The organism is Lacrimispora sp. (genome assembly GCF_031982545.1).
Classification (GTDB): domain Bacteria; phylum Bacillota; class Clostridia; order Lachnospirales; family Lachnospiraceae; genus Lacrimispora.
Genome location: NZ_DALYXB010000003.1, coordinates 356,490 through 377,329, shown reverse-complemented (window position 1 = coordinate 377,329; position 20,840 = coordinate 356,490). Strand labels below are relative to the sequence as shown.

Here is a 20,840-nt window from a genome sequence, read left to right as displayed (position 1 = left end):
ATCACATAACGAAAAAAATACCTTGCCCGGATTTTTTTGCCGATGCAAGGTGTTTTTTTATCCCCAAGCAGGAACTGCCAGATAATATGCTGTATCAGGATCTGCATCCCAGGCTGATTCCTTTACCCATCCACAGGCTCCGGCCTCGTTCATAACCAGGATATAGGAGTGTCCGTCCTTTACTGCCCAGCCGATTGGGCAGACTGTTTCTCCAGGGTTGACAGAGAAAGCGGGGGTATCTCCTTCCATAGTTGCTGCAACAGGAAACGTATGGGATACCACATAATAATTCTCCGGATTCTGATGAAGAAACGCGTTGGTGATCATGTCATAATTCTTATTGAAATAAACATTCTGGGGTACTTCCTTTAATTTCCCGTCTTCATAGGACCAGATTAGATCTACGAAGTAGCACCCAAACTGGAGAGTAGATCCTGAAAATGGGGTATCTGCAGATACTTTCAAAATTCCGTCTCCTTCCGCTATTAATCCGCTCTCACGGAAAAGAGATCCATTTCCTCCACTGACAGGTCCCGCCAGATCTCCAATCAACTCCAGACTGCCGTTTTGGTAACGATAGAAGCTGTATGAGAAAAGGGAATCGGATTCCTGGGATATATCCAGGTGAAGCTCAATTTGCTGATCTTTTTTATTCAGATCCAATGCTGTCAGTCTGATGGTGCCCCTTACATTTTCCGGAACTGAGGTCTGGTTCTTGCCATTAATTGAAAGTTTGAGGCTTTTCTCATCATAATCTTTCGGGTCTTCGGTGCTGCTCCAGCGAATGGTTTCGCAGACACCATCACCATCTAAGTCCAGTAAATAATCTTTGTCTGCTTTCAAGGTAACACCTTCATCAGTGATTTCTTTATCAGGCAGCTGACTTTCTGCTGTTTTAATCAGCTCCAGATTTTTCTTTTCAATCTCGTTTAGAACATCCTCTTTGAAATCAGCGGGAGACGTCTCAGCGTGATACCATGATTTACTATTGAAATATTCCTGCAGATCTGCTGCATCAAATTTTCTTCCATGGCGGGCATAGATTTCGTTTCTTGCCAGTCTCAGCACAGATGGATCAGCTTCCAGCAAGTCTCCTCCAGTAAGACAGCTTGTGCTGCTTTCCGGAAATATATAATCTGGTTGTACCATGGCATTTACGGCTTCATCTTTGGAATTTTGAGCAGCAGCCATGAGCTGTTTCCCATAATCATTGAGTTTATCTCTGACCTGTTCATAAGGGATCAGTGTTTCCTGACCGGCAGAAGAACTGGTTTTTCCGCCATTCCACTGAGCGGATAATAAAATTCCTTCCTTTAAAAGTGCAAATTGACTGAGGTCGGAAGACATGATCTGGGTCAGAAGGGACGCGTTGGAACTGCCATCGGCAGATGCCTGACCTGCCGCAGCCTGGGCAAGTGCCAGCTTTAATCCCTCCGGATCATCGGAAAGAGCAGAAAGAGTGATCCTCTTTCCATTTTCTACATCATAGGAACTGAAAAAGGTAAATGTATCATTGCGGTTCGTTCCCCTGATGTCGGCACCGCTCTGCTTCAGACTTAAAAGTCTTCCGTCATTACGCAATACCTGATAATCAAAGATATAAAGATAATTTCTCTGTGGATTACCGGCATCTGCTGGTGGGATTTCCATGGCATCACTGATAAAATTGTTTCGCCTGGTGTTCTGATCATTCTCTCTAACGTTTCGGTTGATGAGATACTGGGAAGTGGGGTTATCTGGAATGATCACCTCCGGCACCCGGCTGTTCCAACGGTAAATCAGAGCACCGCGGTCAGTATATTTCTCACTGGTAACCGTAGTCCAGGTTTTTACTGTTACCGGACTGACGCTATTTTCCGTATTTGATTTTCCAGCTTCCGTACTGCTTTCTTCCTGTGCCTCAGTATCCTGTTCTGTGATGGATTCAGACGGTGGGGAAGGGGTCTCCTCTAACCGGGAATTCATCTTACATCCGGAGGCGGTTAAGGAAAGAGTAAGGAATATAACTGGCAACAATGGATGTGGTTTCATATATCTTCATTCCTCTCTTGTGGTTTATAATAATTATACCATGCTTTTTTTTCGAAAGACAGTTTTACCATAATTTTATTCCAGACGAGAAAAGCATGTTGGATTCTAAGAAAAGCATTCAGGATTTAAATATTTATCGAACAAATGTTTGCAATGCGGTTCATGTTGTGCTATAATGGGGAAAACCGGTTGCTGAGTAACTACGGGTGCGGACTTCATATCATAAGTCCGCATTCGATTGTTGTGAGATTAATAAATTTCAGGATATAACAGGAGTACAGTATGGCAAAACAGTATATTAAGATAAGAGGTGCCAATGAGCACAACCTAAAGAACGTGAGTCTGGACATTCCCAGGAATGAGCTGGTTGTATTAACCGGTCTCAGCGGTTCCGGGAAGTCTTCCCTGGCCTTTGATACCATTTATGCTGAAGGTCAGAGGCGGTATATGGAGTCTCTTTCCTCCTATGCACGGCAGTTCCTTGGCCAGATGGAGAAGCCGGACGTGGAGAGTATTGAAGGTCTGTCACCGGCCATTTCCATCGACCAGAAGTCAACCAACCGTAACCCTCGTTCCACAGTCGGTACCGTTACGGAAATTTATGATTATATGAGGCTTCTTTATGCCAGAATCGGTATCCCCCACTGTCCCAAGTGCGGAAGAGAGATACGCAAGCAGACCATTGACCAGATGGTGGATCAGATTATGGAGCTGCCTGAGCGGACCAAGATCCAGCTGCTGGCTCCGGTTGTCCGCGGACGAAAGGGAGAACACGCCAAGGTTTTGGAGAGTGCCCGCAAGAGCGGATACGTAAGAGTCCAGGTTGACGGCAGTCTCTACGAGCTTTCTGAAGAGATCAAGCTGGACAAGAACATTAAGCACAGTATCGATGTGGTTGTGGACCGTCTGGCCATCCGTGAGGGAATCGCAAAGCGTCTTACCGATTCCATTGAGACCGTGATGGAGCTGGCTGGCGGGTTGATGACCGTCGATGTTATTGACGGAGAGCCCATTCATTTCAGCCAGAGCTTTTCCTGTCCGGACTGCGGAATCAGCATTGATGAAGTGGAGCCGAGAAGTTTTTCCTTTAATAACCCCTTTGGTGCCTGTCCGGATTGTTTTGGTCTGGGATATAAGATGGAGTTTGACGAGGATTTAATGATTCCTGATAAGAGCTTAAGTATTGATCAGGGAGCCATCACGGTGCTGGGCTGGCAGTCCTGTACTGATAAGGGAAGCTATACCCGTGCAGTCTTAGATGCTCTTGCGAGAGAATATAAGTTCAGCCTTGATACACCCTTCGAGGACTACTCACAGGAAGTTCATGACATTCTGATCCATGGAACCAAGGGAAAAGAGGTCAAGGTATACTACAAGGGACAGCGTGGAGAAGGAGTCTACGATGTAGCATTTGAAGGACTGGTACAGAATGTTGCCAGAAGATATCGGGAGACCTATTCCGAATCCTCTAAGGCTGAATATGAGACATTTATGAGAATTACGCCCTGTCCTGCCTGCGGCGGCAAGCGATTAAAGAAGGAATCCCTTGCTGTAACAGTAGGGAATGAGAATATATACGACGCTACTAACATGTCCATCGTCCGTTTCCGTAATTTTATGGACGAGCTGCAGCTGACTGATATGCAGCATGCAATCGGAGACCAGATCTTAAAGGAGATCAGGGCGAGAATCTCGTTCCTTATCGATGTAGGTCTGGATTACCTGTCATTGACCCGCGCTACAGGAACCCTTTCCGGCGGAGAGGCTCAGAGAATCAGACTGGCTACCCAGATTGGTTCCGGTCTGGTGGGTGTGGCATACATTTTAGATGAGCCAAGTATTGGGCTTCATCAAAGAGATAATGACAAGCTGTTAAAGACGCTTCTCCATCTGAGAGATCTGGGTAACAGTGTAATCGTGGTAGAGCACGACGAGGATACCATGATGGCCGCTGACTATATCGTGGATATTGGACCGGGTGCTGGTGAACATGGCGGTAATGTAGTGGCTGTCGGCAATGCAAAGCAGATCATGAAGAATAAGGACTCCGTTACCGGCGCTTATTTAAGCGGAAGAATTAAAATTCCGGTTCCCAATGAGAGAAGACAGCCTACCGGCTATCTTACGGTAAAGGGAGCGAGAGAGAACAATTTAAAGAATATTGATGTGACATTCCCACTGGGCGTAATGACCTGTGTCACCGGTGTATCCGGTTCTGGTAAGAGTTCTCTGGTGAATGAGATCCTTTATAAGGCATTGGCAAAGAAGTTAAACCGCGCCAGAACGATTCCCGGAAAGCATAAGGAGATTATAGGAACGGAACAGCTGGATAAGATTATTGCGATTGACCAGTCACCCATTGGAAGAACGCCGAGATCCAATCCAGCCACTTATACAGGCGTGTTTGATCTGATCCGTGATTTGTTTTCTTCCACGGCGGATGCCAAGGCAAAGGGGTATTCCAAGGGAAGATTCAGTTTTAACGTGAAGGGCGGACGATGTGAAGCCTGTAGCGGTGACGGTATTATCAAGATCGAGATGCATTTCCTCCCTGATGTTTATGTACCATGTGAGGTTTGTAGTGGAAAGCGGTATAACCGCGAGACATTGGATGTGAAGTATAAGGGAAAGAGCATCTATGATGTTTTAAACATGACGGTAGAGGAAGCACTGAAGTTTTTTGAGAATGTTCCTACGATCGCGAGGAAGATCTCAACGCTTAATGATGTGGGATTATCCTATATCCGGCTGGGTCAGCCTTCGACGGAGTTATCTGGTGGTGAAGCACAGAGAATCAAGCTGGCTACAGAGCTGAGCAAGCGGGGAACTGGCAAGACTATTTATATTCTGGATGAGCCGACCACGGGACTTCACTTTGCAGATGTACACAAGCTGATTGAGATTCTCAGGAAGCTGTCTGAGGGCGGCAATACAGTGGTTGTGATCGAGCATAACTTAGACGTTATAAAGACAGCCGATTATCTGATTGATATCGGTCCGGAAGGCGGAGATAAGGGTGGAATGATTATTGCCCAGGGTACGCCGGAAGAGGTCGTGAAGTGTGCGGAGTCTTATACCGGTTACTATGTGAAGAAGTATTTAGAGCAGTAGAAGATGATTTATGAGCGGAAGATCCCGGAGATTTTCCTGCCTGGTTTCTCTTGCTGTCGTCTGTATGTGAAGATGCATGTGCAGGGGACAGTTTGGGAAACGGGGATTTCCGGCATTTTCCGTTTTTTCTGTCTGATTGGTGAGAAAAAGAACAAGACAGGAACCTTTGGTTGTAGGAATCGACATCTTTTTCGCGAAACTTAGAAAATGCTTGTCAAGCCATTGGAAGTAGAATATAATATTATCCAAAGTGCTATTTGTTGAAGCTTAAATTAGGAGGAATACCCGTGAAAAGAGAAATGATTATCGTTCTGGATTTCGGCGGACAGTACAATCAGCTGATTGCCAGAAGAGTCAGAGAATGCAACGTTTACTGTGAGGTCCATCCCCACACACTGCCCCTGGACAAGATTAAGGAAATGAACCCCAAAGGAATCATTTTCACAGGCGGTCCAAACAGTGCCTACAAGGAAGAATCCCCTCGCTGTGAGAAAGAAATCTTTGAAATGGGAATCCCGATCCTGGGTATCTGCTATGGCTCCCAGTTAATGGCTCATATGCTTGGCGGTAAGGTTGCCACAGCTCCTGTCAGCGAGTATGGTAAGACGGAAGTCACCACAGTAGTTGGCAGCAAAATATTAGAAGATGTTAGTCCAAAGACCATCTGCTGGATGAGTCATACGGATTATATAGAGACAGCACCAGAAGGCTTTACTGTTACCGCTCATACTCCAGTGTGCCCGGTTGCGGGTATGGAATGTGAGGAAAAAGGGCTTTACGCTGTTCAGTTCCACCCTGAGGTTATGCACACACAGGAAGGAACCAAGATGCTTTCCAACTTCGTTTACAATGTGTGTAAATGTGCTGGTGACTGGAAGATGGATTCTTTTGTGGAGACTTCTATTCAGTCCATTAAAGAGAAGGTTGGAGACGGAAAGGTTCTTTGCGCTTTGTCGGGTGGTGTAGATTCTTCTGTCGCTGCTGTTATGCTGGCGAAGGCGGTTGGTAAGCAGCTTACCTGCGTATTCGTAGACCACGGTCTGCTTCGTAAGAATGAAGGTGACGAGGTTGAGGCGGTATTTGGACCTGCTGGCCCATATGATTTAAACTTTATCAGGGTGAATGCTCAGGAACGTTTCTATGAGAAACTGAATGGGGTGGAAGATCCGGAGACAAAGCGGAAGATTATTGGTGAAGAATTTATCCGTGTATTTGAGGATGAAGCGAAGAAGATTGGTGTAGTGGATTATTTTGTGCAGGGGACCATTTATCCTGATGTGATTGAGTCAGGTCTTGGTAAGTCTGCAGTGATTAAGTCCCATCATAATGTAGGTGGACTTCCTGAGCATGTGGATTTTAAGGAGATTATTGAGCCACTTCGTCTTCTGTTTAAGGACGAGGTTCGTAGAGCTGGTCTGGAACTTGGAATTCCGGAATATCTGGTTTATCGCCAGCCATTCCCGGGTCCGGGGCTTGGTGTAAGGATTATTGGTGCAGTTACACCGGAAAAGGTAAGGATTGTACAGGAAGCAGATGCGATTTATAGGGAAGAGATTGCTAAGGCAGGCGTGGATAAAGGACTGGGACAGTACTTTGCTGCACTTACAAATATGCGTTCGGTTGGATGCATGGGCGATGAGAGAACTTATGATTATGCAATTGCTTTGAGAGCAGTGTTGACTTCTGATTTCATGACTGCGGAATCTGCAGAGCTTCCTTGGGAGGTTCTGGGGGTTGTGACAAGAAGGATTGTAAATGAAGTGAAGGGTGTGAACCGGGTGTTGTATGACTGCACGGGGAAACCGCCGGCTACGATTGAATTCGAGTGACCTGGAAACGCTGGGAAGCCGCTAAATAAGCGACTTCCCAGTTTTTGTGTCAGCAAAATGTCAGCAGTTTTGATGAACTATATTAGATAAGGGGTTAATGAAAATGAAAAGAAATTTGAAAAATTATTTACCTTAAAAAATATTGAGTTATTCATTTCTATCATATCAATTTTATTGGCAATCTCATCGATGTATTATGTAAGGCTAACTTTAAAAGAAACGCAAGTTGAAAGAAATAATACATATAAACCAGTGCTTGTACAAGAAGGTTCAAAAGTATCATTTAATATCAATCAAAGTGAAGAATCAAGTTTAATTAATGCAACAATAGAACCAATTGTTTTTTATAATTTAGGTGGGAATGCTATTGATTTGGAAATTTCGATGGATTTTGATAATTTAAAAGATCTTGTTAAAATAGCGGATTTATGTGATGAAAATCATACTTATTCCATCGAAGGTTCTGAAGCCAATTATTTTATTAGTATAGATGATAATAAATCACAATTTTGCAATTGGAACGGAATCAAAAAGCCATATTTATTAGGAGATGGGAAAGAAGCATTTGAATATTATTTACCAGAACAATATATATCGTTATTAAATATTGCAATGTGCTCAAAGCAATATGTTAATCATCACGATTATTTAACATTAAATATTCAATATTATGATTCTCAAGGAATTAAATATGAAGAAAAAGTAAATCTTGATGCGCAAGATAGAATAATTCAATATAATGATAACGTTAAGGGGACTTATACAATAAAGCGCGTATATGAATAAAGATTTAATTGAAAAAATACTTCTTGGACATCAGTGTACCAATGGAGTGTTTTTTTATATACAAGTTTTCAAAACGAAGGAATAACTTTGTATCCTCAATCGGTATATAAAATGTCTGAAAAAGATTTTTCCTCTATAATTATATTGAGCAACTTATGGTTGCGAAAAAGAACTTTGAAATTGGTGGTAAATAAATTTATTGTTTTGTACAATAAATTCAATAACTGTAGGAGGGAGCCTTTATGAAGTTATCCGAGAAAATTATTGAATTAAGAAGAGCAAATGGAATGACTCAAGAGGATCTTGCATCAATATGTAATGTAAGCAGACAATCTGTATCTAAATGGGAAGCAGATATTACATTACCAGAGACAGAAAAACTATTAATGTTGGGTAAGATCTTTCGTGTTTCAATGGATGTTTTACTAAAGGATGAGTTAATCCTGAGTGAGGTTAAGGAAGTTAACAGTTGTAGTGATAATGCAATTCATGAGAAAAAACAGGAAGTATATGAAGGGGTGTTAATTAAAGAAAGTGTAGTGGATGATGGTATTATTGATTTGATAAACGTAAATAAGATTGAATTATGGAATACTGGTGGAACTCCAAAATATTGGACAGTACTCTTTTTTACCAGTGACAGAGATGATTTTCCGGAGAAAATTTCTAATGTTATGGTCTCAGATTCAGATGGTGGAGAAAATTGGTTTGTTGACTTTAAAACAGGAAACGTAAAGTACATCGTATTTAAGAACAAAATTTTAAAATATCGAATAGGAAATGAAACAGAAAAAAGACAAGTATGCGAGGAATGTCAAAAAATGGGCATTTTAGATGAACAAATGAATTGGTCCGAATAGAAAATGGAGGTAGTGGATGTTTAAATTAGGTATAATAGAAGAGAGTCTTGAAGAAGTGAATATTCTTAGTACATTGAGTCCATATTTTATATCACAGCGGATAGAAAATGTGCCAAAAGATGAATTTCCAGCATGGCATATAAATGAATATCATGTAAATAATAATGAGATCGAAGGTGTATTAGATATGCTAAAAGAGAAAATTAAAATATCATGGTATTGCCATGCTTTTAGTAATGAGAAACTATATGTTGCATTTAAAGGAAATTGGTTTGCAATATCGTTAAAAAGAGATGAAACATGGGATGATATGATTGAATATGGTGTAGCAATAGCAAGGGTTGAGCATAGTTATTTGGAGACAGTTCCATTGTATATATAAGTTTGATAAATGTAAAATCTTGCTGAGTTTTGAACAACGCTATGAGCCCGCTAATTTAGAACTATTAAAGCAGTAGTTGGAGATGTAGTAGGGAAAGAATTATTTGATTACATTCGTCCTCATGCGGATCAGATAAGTCATTCTGGTGGATACAAGATGGCTGTTGATGAAAACGGAAACACCATAAGAGGTTGGAGGGAAAGTGGTTTTCCAGAGAGGCCTGCTACTAAAGAAAACTTTATAGAAGGCTGGAGAGGTGAGATTGAATATAGGAAGTCAAATAATGTATTGATGGAATATCCTGTTCCAGATTTAGAGAATCTTCCGGAACCAGAACCGTATGGTAATTATGATCTTTGGTTTGAAGACCCTAATGGAACAGATGAAAAGATGGTTTGGGTAAATGATATTAGTGATGGTATTAATGCTAAAGCGCTTGATCTCTCTCAATGGCAAAATAGAACTACAGATTATGGTAAACAATTTAAAGTATCAAATGATGAAGGTGCAATAGTTATTCATGTGTATAATTAAATTAGATTTATACAAAAATCCCTTTCCAGTTTTAGGGGGGAGTAAGTGCTACATAAAATAGAGGATAGATTTGCTAATTTCCTTAGGCGGATTAATTGTTGCACTGCTTCCCATTCAGGGTAAGAGAAACAAGCGCATATGCCCCTCCTGTATAATCCAAAGGAAGGCGACACCTGTAAGGACATTCTGATGAGGGTCAGGCAGTTAGATGGATCTATAATGTAACCCATAGTATCTTTCATGCAACCACCGAATGCTTTCTAAAACCCACTTTTCATGATATTGTGTAGAAGAAAGTTATCATAGAAATGGAGGTTAACAAAATGACATTCTCAGATAAATTACAGATTATCCGAAAATCCAAAGGCATCACCCAGGAAGAATTAGCCGAAAAATTGAATGTATCCCGTCAGGCAGTTACAAAATGGGAGAGTGGCATGGTATACCCGGACATAATGAATTTAATTCAATTAAGTGAATTATTTCATATTACGGTTGATTACCTAGTCAAAGACAATCAATGCAGCAAATCTTTAGAAATCACCCATGAAAATAACATTGACGAACTAATAGATTTCAAATTAGAGGCAATCAAAAACACTTACGCAGGCTATGCTGAAACCTGTGGCGCATCTAGGCCTGGTTCAAACGATTATACCTACACAAAAGGCGATTACCAATATTATGATACGTGGTTAGGTGGAGAAAAGTTTTCAGGGGAAGAAGCTATCTGGAAAAAGGGAAAAGCAATTTATTCAATGAACTATTTTGGAAGAAACTTAGATGAAAGATTTAGCGGTGATTTCTTAAAAGAGGTATTAGGATCAGCACCGAGAGAATTACCTTATAGAGGCCCGGAATTCTATCAATCTGGAGAGTACACATATAAAACTAAGGTAATTGGTGATATGGAGTGGTTCCAGGGCTACGAAGAAATTTACTGCCAGAATATTAAAGTTTATGAATGTTTTTATCATGGAGGTGTGTTGGTATAGTGAAATAGCAGATACTCCGTTATCATATGGTAATGTAAAGACCCCGGCAATAGTGTTGATTTAGGTCTGTGATCCAGCAAGAGAGGTTCAATTTGAGCTTCTCTTTTTTGCGTTTTTAAGTGGTAATAAGACAATTTAAAATTATCTCCAAACACACTATAATCTATCAGTTTGCTTCTTCTGATAGTGTCAAGATTTTTTAGCAAATTGTATTTCCCCCGTTAGGTAGCCGGTAGTCAGCCGGCTAGGATATCAGACTCTTTCTGGATATCAGATTTTTTCAGATGCTCCATCTTCAACCTTTTTAGCTACAGAAGTTAATTTCAGCTCGCATAGTTTATCTGCTACTTGTTTCGCTTTTTCCTTTGCAGATATTTTGCATTCTTGAGCATGGATAGCACTCAGCAACATAGAGACTTCTTTCATCTTATTACGAGAAGTGGCTGAGAATATATTTCGATAGAAATGAACCGTATATCTTTGATACTTTGCATCCGGAAATACTTCTGGAATAGATTCGAGCATCCCAAGGCATTTATCACCGATAAATTTCCTCAACGCTGTTACGTACTAAATCTTTCAAATCTTTATGGATAAGTTCCTGATTTAATTGTATAATGTTATCGGACATGTTCTATAGCCACCTTTGTGAGATTTGGTTGTGGTGACTTTATTTTACTAAACGGCTATAGACCATGTCTATTTTTATTAAAATGAATTTGTGAAATTAATTATACGTCATTACTTATAGTGAAGACATGCACCAAACCGGTATAAATTCATTATAAGGAGGTTACTTTTATGATAAAGTATCGTGAGATTCTGAGGCTTCTCAGTCTCAATCTCAGCCAACAGACGATTGCAGACCGCTTTAAATCCTTGCTTAGGGAATTACCTTAAAGAGATCCGGAAATCTATAAATCTGGAGAGTAAATTAAAGGGGAGCGTGAGGAGGTATAAATTTGCAATGCAAATATAGAAAAAATAAGACAAATATAGAATGTCATTCAATTATTTATGCAGCAATAATTGGTATATTTTTAGGACTGGTAGCAAAGCTTGTGGATGTTCCAAGAATTACAGGGGAGTTTCCAATATTGGATGATATATTTGGGAGGTTTGGTATTTGGATTTTTGTCGCAACACTATTATCTGTTTTTTCAAATACACCTGTACATGCAGCAATTAGAGTATTTAGTTTTTTTTCCACAATGATTTTGACATATTATGCTTATACAATTTTGTTTCTTGGTTTCTTTCCGAAATCACAAATAATTTTATGGAGCATTATATCGTTAATTTCACCAATCTGTGCAGCTGCTATGTGGTATGCAAGGGAAAATAAAAGCATTGCTAATATTATTGCGGCTCTGCCAATCATAGCATTGTGTACGGAATGGTATATAACAGGAAGAGATAATATATTACTACTAGTAGCCTATTTATGTATGATAGTGTGTCTTTTAATTTATATTCCTCAAAAGGTGAAGCGTTACCTACCTATTATATTAATTACGGCAGCTATGACATTATTATTAATAAAAATAGGGTGTATGAATATATTATACGAAAAATTATTAAATATATAAGTTATAATCCAACCGAATTTTTTATAGTTAAGGGAATAATGTGATATTCATAAAATATGATTTAATCTTTAATTAAACTAAACATCCGCTACTTTTTCAGTAGCAACAGAAGCAGTGAATCGAACCAGATTTTCTGCTTTTTCTGTCCCATAATGTCATTTCGTAATATTTTTCAAAGTTATATGTTATTCTAATACTTTATTGATTATAAAACAGATTTGTGTGATAAAAGAGATCCAAGACTCCATAAAGGGAAAAATCCTGCATTCAAACCCAAGCTGATATCTAAAATTCTGGTATACGAATATTCATTAGTTATTTATTCTGGTCGTCCTCTCCGCCCCTCAATCGTCGTCATTTAGATCATCAATCTATTAAGAAAATAATCCATGTAAAACGTCTTGGTCACTTATAGGACATCTTTAGCATATACTTAACTTAGGGTTGTTTTAACACAAGTGCCGTTCGTTGAGTCCAATAATTTTTATTTATTACCATTGATTGGTACCATTTGGGCTCTGATTTCCTACGGAAAAAATGTGGTAAGGATAAATTATATTTTATATTCAACTAAGTCGTAAGATTAAAAATCAAATTGAAATAAAGCATTTGAAAAATCAAAAATAAAGCTTCATAACATCATACTCAACGTATATAATTTCGGAACTTATGTTGGAATTTACCTGGCTAGGGCATATGCTAAAACCCATTGAGTCTCAAAGGAAGGTACCATAATTTTCAGTGAAAGGAGTGATTCCATTGGATAATTTAAGTATTTTATCGTTTTGAAGATTCTGTTGATTTTTTAGTATAAGAGGAGGATATTTTATAATGAAAAACGAGTTATTAAAAGAGCCCACAGGTGCCTATCAGAAAAGGTTCCTGGAATTATGGGAGATACTCCACGATTCCGAAAATGGATATTTCAGTCCCCAGGGAGTCCCCTATCACAGCATAGAAACTCTGATAGTAGAAGCACCCGACTACGGTCATGTAACTACCAGTGAAACGTTAAGCTATTATATCTGGCTTGAAGCCATGTATGGCAAATTTACCGGCGATTTCTCTGGTTTTAAAAAAGCATGGGATATTGCAGAAACCTATATCATCCCCACAGAAAAAGACCAGCCCAATAGCAGTATGTCTGGATACAATGCCAGCAAACCCGCAACCTATGCACCTGAATGGGAGCTGCCAAGTCTTTATCCGGCAAAATTGGATTCTGGCGCAGCGGTAGGTACAGATCCAATCTATAACGATTTAAAATCAACCTATGGCACATCTGTTATTTACGGCATGCACTGGCTGTTAGATGCGGACAACTGGTATGGTTTTGGCAGTCGGGGAGATGGCAAGTCTGCACCGTCATATATCAATACCTTCCAGAGAGGAAGAGAGGAATCTACCTGGGAAACCATACCTCAGCCATGCTGGGATGACATGCGCTTCGGTGGTAAAAACGGATTTCTGGATCTGTTTACCGGAGACAGTAATTATGCAAAACAATTTAAGTATACCGATGCACCCGATGCAGATTCGCGTGCAATACAGGCGACATACTGGGCAGACCAGTGGGCCAGTGAATATGGGGTAGATCTTGAAACCTATATTGGCAAGGCTAGCAAAATGGGTGACTATTTAAGGTATGCCATGTTTGATAAATACTTCCGTAAAATCGGATCGCCAGCTGCTGCCGGTACCGGTTACGAAGGGGCTCATTATCTGCTCAGCTGGTATTATGCATGGGGTGGCGGCGAGAACGCAAACTGGTCCTGGGTAATTGGATGCAGTCACAACCATTTTGGTTACCAGAATCCCATGGCAGCCTGGATATTGTCACAGGATGATGAATTTAAACCACGCTCCCAAAATGGTGCAAGTGATTGGAGTAAAAGTCTGGAGAGACAGCTGGAATTCTATCAGTGGCTGCAGTCCGATGAAGGCGGAATTGCAGGCGGTGTTTCCAATTCTAATAAAGGCCGTTATGAAAGCTGGCCTTCAGGAACCGCAACCTTTTATGGAATGGGCTATCAGGAACACCCTGTTTATGCTGATCCGGGAAGCAACCGGTGGTTTGGGTTCCAGGCATGGTCAATGCAGCGTGTAGCAGAGTATTATTACAAAACAAAGAATTTAAAGGCAAAGGCCTTACTGGACAAATGGGTTAAATGGGTTAAAACAGTAGTCAAACTGGAAGCAGACGGAACCTTTGCGATTCCTGATAATCTGGACTGGTCTGGCCAGCCTGATAATTGGACAGGGTCCTATACCGGAAATCCCAATCTGCATGTAAAAGTAAGCACCTATGGCACGGACCTTGGCGTGTCAGGTTCTCTTGCTAACACCTTACTGTATTACAGTAAAGCTTCCGGTGACGATGAGGCCAGAGTACTTGCCAAGGAATTATTAGACCGTATGTGGAATTTATACAAAGGTGACAAAGGTCTTTCCATTCCCGAACAGAGGAATGACTACAGCCGCTTCTTTGATCAGGAAGTCTATGTGCCGTCAGGATGGACAGGAACCATGCCAAACGGAGATGAGATTAAATCAGGAGTTAAGTTTATAGATATCCGTTCTAAATATAAAGATGATCCTGATTTTCAGAAGGTTGAGAACGCTTACAAAAGAGGAACCGCTCCGGTATTAAATTACCACCGCTTCTGGGCACAGTGTGATATTGCGATTGCGAACGGTGTATATTCCATGCTGTTTGAAGAAGGCGGAGAGCCGGTAAACAACTCTGCCATTGATCCCACATCAGCAGCTTTTGACAAAAAGGCAGGCAGCCAGAAAGACATTAAAATCACCCTTACCTTAAACGGAAATACCTTTATCGGGATTAAAGAGGGCAATAATTATTTAACAGAGGGTGTGGAGTACACCTTAACCAATAATACAGTTTTATTATTAAAAACCTATCTGGCAGAAAAAGAAGTCGGGAAATTAAAACTCACCTTCGACTTCAGCGCGGGAACTGACCCGGTACTTGTCCTGACTGTGACAGATTCTTCAATCGCAGCCGGAGATATCAAAGTACAAATGTATAATGACACCACAACAGCACAGGTAAGTTCCATTGTACCAAAAATCAAAATCACCAACACTGGGAAAACCAGTATCACACTTACAGATTTGAAACTCAGATACTATTACACCATAGACGTAGAAAAGGACCAGAATTTCTGGTGTGACTGGTCTACAGTCGGCAGCAGTAATGTAACAGGTACCTTTGTAAAAATGCCAAAAGCAAAATCAGGTGCAGATTACTACCTGGAGATCGGATTTACAGCTGGAGCCGGTGAACTGGCAGAAGGTCAGTCCATTGAAGTACCGGTAAGATTCAATAAAATTGATTGGAGCAGTTATACGCAGACAGGAGATTATTCCTTTGTAAAATCAGGCAGCAGTTATGCAGACTGGACAAAAATCACAGGATATGTTTCTGGCAGCCTGAAATGGGGAGTAGAGCCGCAATAAAAGCGTAGAGCTAAAAAATATATATTCTGGCCCAGATATCAGAAGACTGGATTTGGGTCAGGATTATCAATAAGAACCCGTAAGGATGCGTTTCATCAATCGATCAGCGTGGGAAACGATTGATAAGGAGATTTGGATATGCGTACAAAAATGAGTACCACCCTTGCGGCTCAGCCGTCAAAGAAAGAGTCAATTTATAATTACGGAGAAGCATTACAAAAAGCAATCATGTTTTATGAGTTCCAACGTTCCGGAAAACTGCCTTCTGATATACGGAATAACTGGAGAGGAGATTCTGGGCTGTCTGACGGTTCAGACGCAGGGATCGATTTAACTGGAGGATGGTATGATGCAGGAGATCATGTGAAATTTAATCTCCCCATGTCTTATTCAGCCGCCATGCTTGCCTGGAGCGTATATGAGGCAGAGGATGCCTTAAAAGAAAGTGGTCAGTTAGAGTATTTATTAAAAGAAATCAAATGGGCAACCGATTATCTGATCAAGTGCCACCCTTCGGCAAATGTCTTTTACTATCAGGTGGGAAATGGCAATACGGATCATTCCTGGTGGGGGCCGGCAGAAGTAATGCAGATGGGAAGACCGTCCTATCGGGTCGATCTTAACAGTCCTGGTTCTTCCGTTTCCGCTGCGGCAGCGGCAGCACTGGCAGCAGCGGCTGTCATTTATGCGGATCGTGATCCCAGCTATGCCTTGACTTGCATTCAACATGCAAAGGAGCTGTTTTCATTTGCTGACAAAACAAAAAGTGACAGTGGTTATACCGCAGCCAATGGCTTTTATACCTCCAGCAGCGGTTTCTATGATGAACTGTCCTGGTCCTGTGTATGGCTGTATATAGCAACCAAAGATTCCAATTATCTGGACAAAGCAGAATCCTATGTTCCAAACTGGGGCACAGAATCTCAATCTACCACCATTTCCTATAAATGGGCACAATGCTGGGATGATGTGCACAATGGCGCTGCTTTGCTACTTGCGAAATTAACCGGAAAAGAGTTGTATAGGAACAGTATGGAAATGCATCTGGATTATTGGACAACCGGATATAACGGCAGCCGCATTTCCTATACGCCAAAGGGGCTTGCCTGGCTGGATACCTGGGGCTCTTTAAGATACGCCACCACCACAGCTTTCTTAGCCAGCGTTTATGCTGACTGGTCCGGCTGCAGTGCAAACAAAGTGGAAACCTACAAGAATTTTGCCAAACAGCAGATCGACTATGCTCTGGGAAGCAGCGGCCGCAGTTTTGTGGTTGGTTATGGAATAAATTCTCCCAAAAGGCCTCACCACAGAACCGCCCACAGTTCCTGGGCAGACAGCATGACCGTGCCTGCATACCACAGGCATACCCTTTATGGGGCTCTGGCAGGGGGACCGGGTAAAGACGACAGTTATACCGATGATATCAATAACTATGTCAATAACGAGGTCGCCTGCGACTATAATGCAGGATTTGTCGGAGCACTTGCAAAACTTTATGGAGAATACGGCGGAAATCCGATTGCTGACTTTACAGCAATGGAAGAGGTAACGAACGACGAATACTTTATGGAAGCCGGAATTAACGCCTCAGGCAGTAACTTTATAGAGATCAAGGCTATAATAAATAATTGCTCCGGATGGCCTGCAAGAATGGGAGACCATTTATCATTTAAGTATTTTGTTGATATAACAGGAGCTGTAAAAAAAGGCTATACAGCAGACGATTTTACAATCACTGCGAATTACAACCAGGGAGCAGCCATATCCCATCTTTTGCCCTGGTCAGAGGCTGACAATATTTACTATGTAAATGTTGACTTCACAAAAATCAAAATCTATCCTGGAGGACAGTCCGCTTACAAGAAAGAAATCCAGTTTCGAATCGCCGCACCGGAAAGTATGGCATCCTGGGATCATACCAATGACTATTCTTACACCGGATTAGACGGTGTAACTTCCGGAAAAGTAGTTAAGACAACCTATATTCCGGTATATGACGCTGGGGTAAAAGTATTCGGCAATGAGCCGGGAAGTTCCTCAGGAAGTTCTTCCATCAGTCCGGTAACTGCATCTTTTGACCAATACAATCCTTCGGATGTGCCAGTAACCGTGATATACAATGGAAATACACTTGACAATATAAAAAATGGCACCGATCTGCTGGTGAAAGAAACCGATTATGTCGTATCCGATAACATTGTTACCATTTTAAGTTCCTATCTTGCAGGTAAATCTGTTGGCAATTTACGATTAACCTTTGATTTCAGCGGAGGGAACGATCCTGTTTTCACAATAACCATAACGGATAGTTCAGTTATCCCAACAGGAGATTTGAAAGTCCAGGCGTATAATATGAATACACCCGAAACCGTAAGCAGCATTGCAGCAAAAATGAGACTGTATAATACGGGAACCGGGGACATCAGTCTTTCTGATGTTAAATTAAGATATTATTACACGATTGATGGAGAGAAAGAACAGCAATTCTGGTGTGACTGGTCTTCCGCGGGAACCGCCAATGTGGCAGGAGCTTTTGTGAAAATGAAAGAGGAAAAGAGCGGTGCCGATTATTATCTGGAAATTGGTTTTAACGAAGCATCTGGTACCCTTTCTGCCGGGAAATCCGTGGAATTGCAGGTGAGGTTTTCCAAGTCAGACTGGACGAATTATATCCAGACAGACGATTATTCCTATCAGGCAACCGGCACAGCATATGCCGACAGCGATAAAATACCCGCTTATCTGGCCGGAAATCTGCAGTGGGGGATAGAACCTTAATTATTTATACAGAGATTCAGAAGTGATTTTTTTAGGAAAGGAGCGCAGTCTATTTGCGCTCCTTTCCTTATTTTGTCGTGCCCGGATGTCATATGAAAGATTTGCAATTTGTCTGATTTGCCAAACCCAACCCTCATACCTTCCACAAAATGGTAATAAAAGGCATAAAAAACAATATAATAAACCTTATAAATTAGTCATACATCATCAAACATGTAATAAAAAGCATATTTTTTCAAAGCTGGGATAATTTTATTTAGTCACGTTGCATGATAGACTACTCATGTTGAGATGAAACATATTGTTTGCGGTACTGAAGCGGAGATATCAGGACTTTCTCACGAAATACCTTAATAAAATTATTGACATTGATATAACCTACCTGTTCAGCAATCTCTGAAATGGACGCATCGGTGGTGATCAGTAATTTTTTTGCCTCGGTGATCCGAAAAAGCAGAAGGTATTCCTTAAAGGTTATCCCCACAATATCCTTAAAGGCGATGGAAAGTGTGTGACTGCTGATATAGTTCTGGTCGGCGATTTCCTGCAAAGTGACTTTTTGCGAAAAATTACTGCTGATATATTGCTGTGCATTTAGTACAGCTGCAGAGATGTTGCTTTGACTGCGGAGAGGAAAATACAGCGGGTGCATGCGGTATAATTCGATTAGTATGGCGACCACCAGAGAGGTACTGCGGGAGACATAGAAATCGTATTGATTTTTGTATTCGTCAGCTAAATGGATGAAGAGCGGCAGTATGGTGTCATATGCCTGGTCGCTGAGCTGAATGGCATGGCAAAACTCCTTGGGGCGCTGAATGAAAATGGAACAGAGTTCCACATCTTTTATACTGGACATGATTAATTCACTGGACATGGACGCAATATAGCGTGCATAAGGTTCTTGTTTGATAATAAAGTTATGTCTTTCCAGACGGCTGATGAAAAGCAGCGATTTTTCTTTTAAGACATAAGATTTATGATTGATCTGGACTTGTGAGGAGCCTCCCGTGACTAAAATCATCTGGTATTCAAAATGTGCCGATGGCATGAACAGAATATGATCCAGGGAATCCGAGTAATAACAGCTGACATTTGGTATATGCGTGCATATCATAGTTTCACCTCAAAAATATAATTTAAAATAATTATGTAAAGTCCTTTGTCAGTAGCCATTATAGCCTACTTTAAAAAGGGAGTCAAATGGAGGGTTCAATGAAAGAAGAAACCAAGGGTTTGGGAAGTGTGTTTTTTGTATTTGCAGGTTACGTGTTAAGTGTTACCGCATTTGTAATTGGCGGAAGTGTAGGCAATCAGTTAAATTTCTGGCATGGGGTTATGGCTCTGCTCACAGGTAATATGGTTTTGGCTTTTTATGCAGGTATTCTGGGGATCATCGGTATGAAGACAAAACGTTCTTCAACGGATATGTTTAAACCAGTATTCGGTATTAAAGGACAGGTTGTTACGTCCAGTATTGTTAGTATCTTTTCCTTGGTATTTGTTAGTGTTTACAGCTCTTTAGTGGGCAATATGATGTCATCCATTTTTGGGATTTCACCTTATATCGGTTTATTTTGTTATCTGATCGTTATTACCTTAATCAATTTAAAAGGATTTACCGGTATGAGCCTTTTTAGTAAAATCGGTGTTCCTGTCATTGGATTATTTATTGTGTACGGTATGATCGTTGTAGGCAAACAGATCGGATTTACCAATGTAACCGCTGCAGTACCTGTAGCGCCGGCATCCTTTTTTACTGTTGTTTCTTTTATATCTGCAAGCTGGATGACTGGAGCAACTTTTAGTTCTGATCTTACTCGTTTTGTTAAAAAACCATCCTACGTATGGTTTGTAACAATCGGCTCCTTCCTGTGTGTAACAGTTCTGGAAACCGTAGGTCTTATGTGCTCTCTCGGAACCGGAGAAAGCAATTTAGTAACAATACTTGCTAAATTAAATATGTCAGTGGTGGCTTTTGGTATCTATTTATTATTAACAATTACCAGCGGACAGGCAGTGATTTATATCGCAGCATTAGCATTGGAAAATATCACAAAAGTAATTCGCGGAAGAGAAGGAAAAGAAAGTGATGGTAAATTCACAACACAGTTCTTTGTTATTCCCAGCTGTATCTTTGGAGGAATCATCGCGATTATGATGACTGCAAACGATTTTACTTCTACATTTGCCTCATGGCTTGGTATCATTGGAACTGCAATTCCGCCAGTGGGAGGAACTTTAGTAGGACATTTCTTCCTTGTTGACAGAGATTACAAAAAAACATTTGAGAATATGCCTGATTACCGGATCGAAGCATTTATCGCCTGGATCGTTGGTATTATTGTCTCAAAAACCATTACATTTGGTATCAAACCTTTAAATGGTTTCCTTGCCGCTGTCATTTGCTATGTAATAGCAAGAATGATTACCAAAAAAAATAATAAAACAGAGTAAGCGAA

General features: G+C 40.8%; 13 protein-coding genes and 1 pseudogene. 11 read left to right on the top strand and 3 right to left on the bottom strand.

Annotation, left to right across the window (positions count from 1 at the left end; genetic code table 11):
• Positions 1–57: 57 nt before the first annotated feature.
• Positions 58–2,031: a YARHG domain-containing protein gene (locus tag ABS301_RS07625; protein WP_349671642.1), complete on the bottom strand. Its 1,974-nt coding sequence runs from the start codon at positions 2,029–2,031 to the stop codon at positions 58–60.
• A gap of 282 nt (positions 2,032–2,313) precedes the next feature.
• On the opposite strand from ABS301_RS07625, the gene uvrA reads away from it, so the two are divergent.
• The 7 genes from uvrA to ABS301_RS07590 all read left to right on the top strand — a co-directional run bounded on the left by uvrA (position 2,314) and on the right by ABS301_RS07590 (position 10,528).
• Positions 2,314–5,142 (top strand): excinuclease ABC subunit UvrA, encoded by a 2,829-nt coding sequence (gene uvrA, locus ABS301_RS07620; RefSeq protein ID WP_349671641.1) that lies wholly within the window; start codon positions 2,314–2,316, stop codon positions 5,140–5,142.
• Positions 5,143–5,429: 287 nt separating this feature from the next.
• Positions 5,430–6,971, top strand: coding sequence for a glutamine-hydrolyzing GMP synthase (gene guaA, locus ABS301_RS07615; protein ID WP_349671640.1), 1,542 nt, complete (start codon positions 5,430–5,432; stop codon positions 6,969–6,971).
• 189 nt (positions 6,972–7,160) lie between these two features.
• The gene (locus tag ABS301_RS07610) at positions 7,161–7,757 is read left to right on the top strand and encodes a hypothetical protein (protein ID WP_349671639.1); all 597 of its coding nucleotides are present in this window, start codon (positions 7,161–7,163) and stop codon (positions 7,755–7,757) included.
• Positions 7,758–7,999: 242 nt separating this feature from the next.
• Positions 8,000–8,617, top strand: coding sequence for a helix-turn-helix domain-containing protein (locus ABS301_RS07605; RefSeq protein ID WP_349671638.1), 618 nt, complete (start codon positions 8,000–8,002; stop codon positions 8,615–8,617).
• Positions 8,618–8,633: 16 nt separating this feature from the next.
• On the top strand, positions 8,634–8,999 hold the full coding sequence (locus tag ABS301_RS07600) for a hypothetical protein (protein WP_349671637.1): 366 nt from the start codon (positions 8,634–8,636) through the stop codon (positions 8,997–8,999).
• 156 nt (positions 9,000–9,155) lie between these two features.
• The gene (locus ABS301_RS07595; RefSeq protein ID WP_349671636.1) at positions 9,156–9,533 is read left to right on the top strand and encodes a hypothetical protein; all 378 of its coding nucleotides are present in this window, start codon (positions 9,156–9,158) and stop codon (positions 9,531–9,533) included.
• Between the two features lie 323 nt (positions 9,534–9,856).
• Entirely contained in the window at positions 9,857–10,528 is a 672-nt protein-coding gene (locus tag ABS301_RS07590) for a DUF5680 domain-containing protein (RefSeq protein ID WP_349671635.1), read from the top strand.
• Between the two features lie 273 nt (positions 10,529–10,801).
• Here ABS301_RS07590 and ABS301_RS07585 read toward each other — a convergent pair.
• Positions 10,802–11,086 (bottom strand): annotated as a pseudogene (locus tag ABS301_RS07585) (transposase); the annotation flags it as partial.
• Between the two features lie 404 nt (positions 11,087–11,490).
• Here ABS301_RS07585 and ABS301_RS07580 point away from each other — a divergent pair.
• The 3 genes from ABS301_RS07580 (at position 11,491) to ABS301_RS07570 (ending at position 18,378) form a co-directional block, all read left to right on the top strand.
• A complete protein-coding gene (locus ABS301_RS07580) occupies positions 11,491–12,117 on the top strand; it encodes a hypothetical protein (protein WP_349671634.1) in 627 nt (208 codons plus the stop codon).
• Positions 12,118–12,948: 831 nt separating this feature from the next.
• A complete protein-coding gene (locus tag ABS301_RS07575) occupies positions 12,949–15,597 on the top strand; it encodes a glycoside hydrolase family 48 protein (protein WP_349671633.1) in 2,649 nt (882 codons plus the stop codon).
• 138 nt (positions 15,598–15,735) lie between these two features.
• A complete protein-coding gene (locus tag ABS301_RS07570) occupies positions 15,736–18,378 on the top strand; it encodes a glycoside hydrolase family 9 protein (RefSeq protein ID WP_349671632.1) in 2,643 nt (880 codons plus the stop codon).
• A gap of 277 nt (positions 18,379–18,655) precedes the next feature.
• Here the strand turns inward: ABS301_RS07570 and ABS301_RS07565 are convergent, their stop codons facing one another.
• On the bottom strand, positions 18,656–19,495 hold the full coding sequence (locus ABS301_RS07565; protein WP_349671631.1) for an AraC family transcriptional regulator: 840 nt from the start codon (positions 19,493–19,495) through the stop codon (positions 18,656–18,658).
• A 98-nt stretch (positions 19,496–19,593) separates the two neighbouring features.
• Between ABS301_RS07565 and ABS301_RS07560 the strand changes: the two genes are divergently transcribed.
• Positions 19,594–20,835 (top strand): purine-cytosine permease family protein, encoded by a 1,242-nt coding sequence (locus ABS301_RS07560; protein WP_349671630.1) that lies wholly within the window; start codon positions 19,594–19,596, stop codon positions 20,833–20,835.
• Positions 20,836–20,840 lie beyond the last annotated feature (5 nt).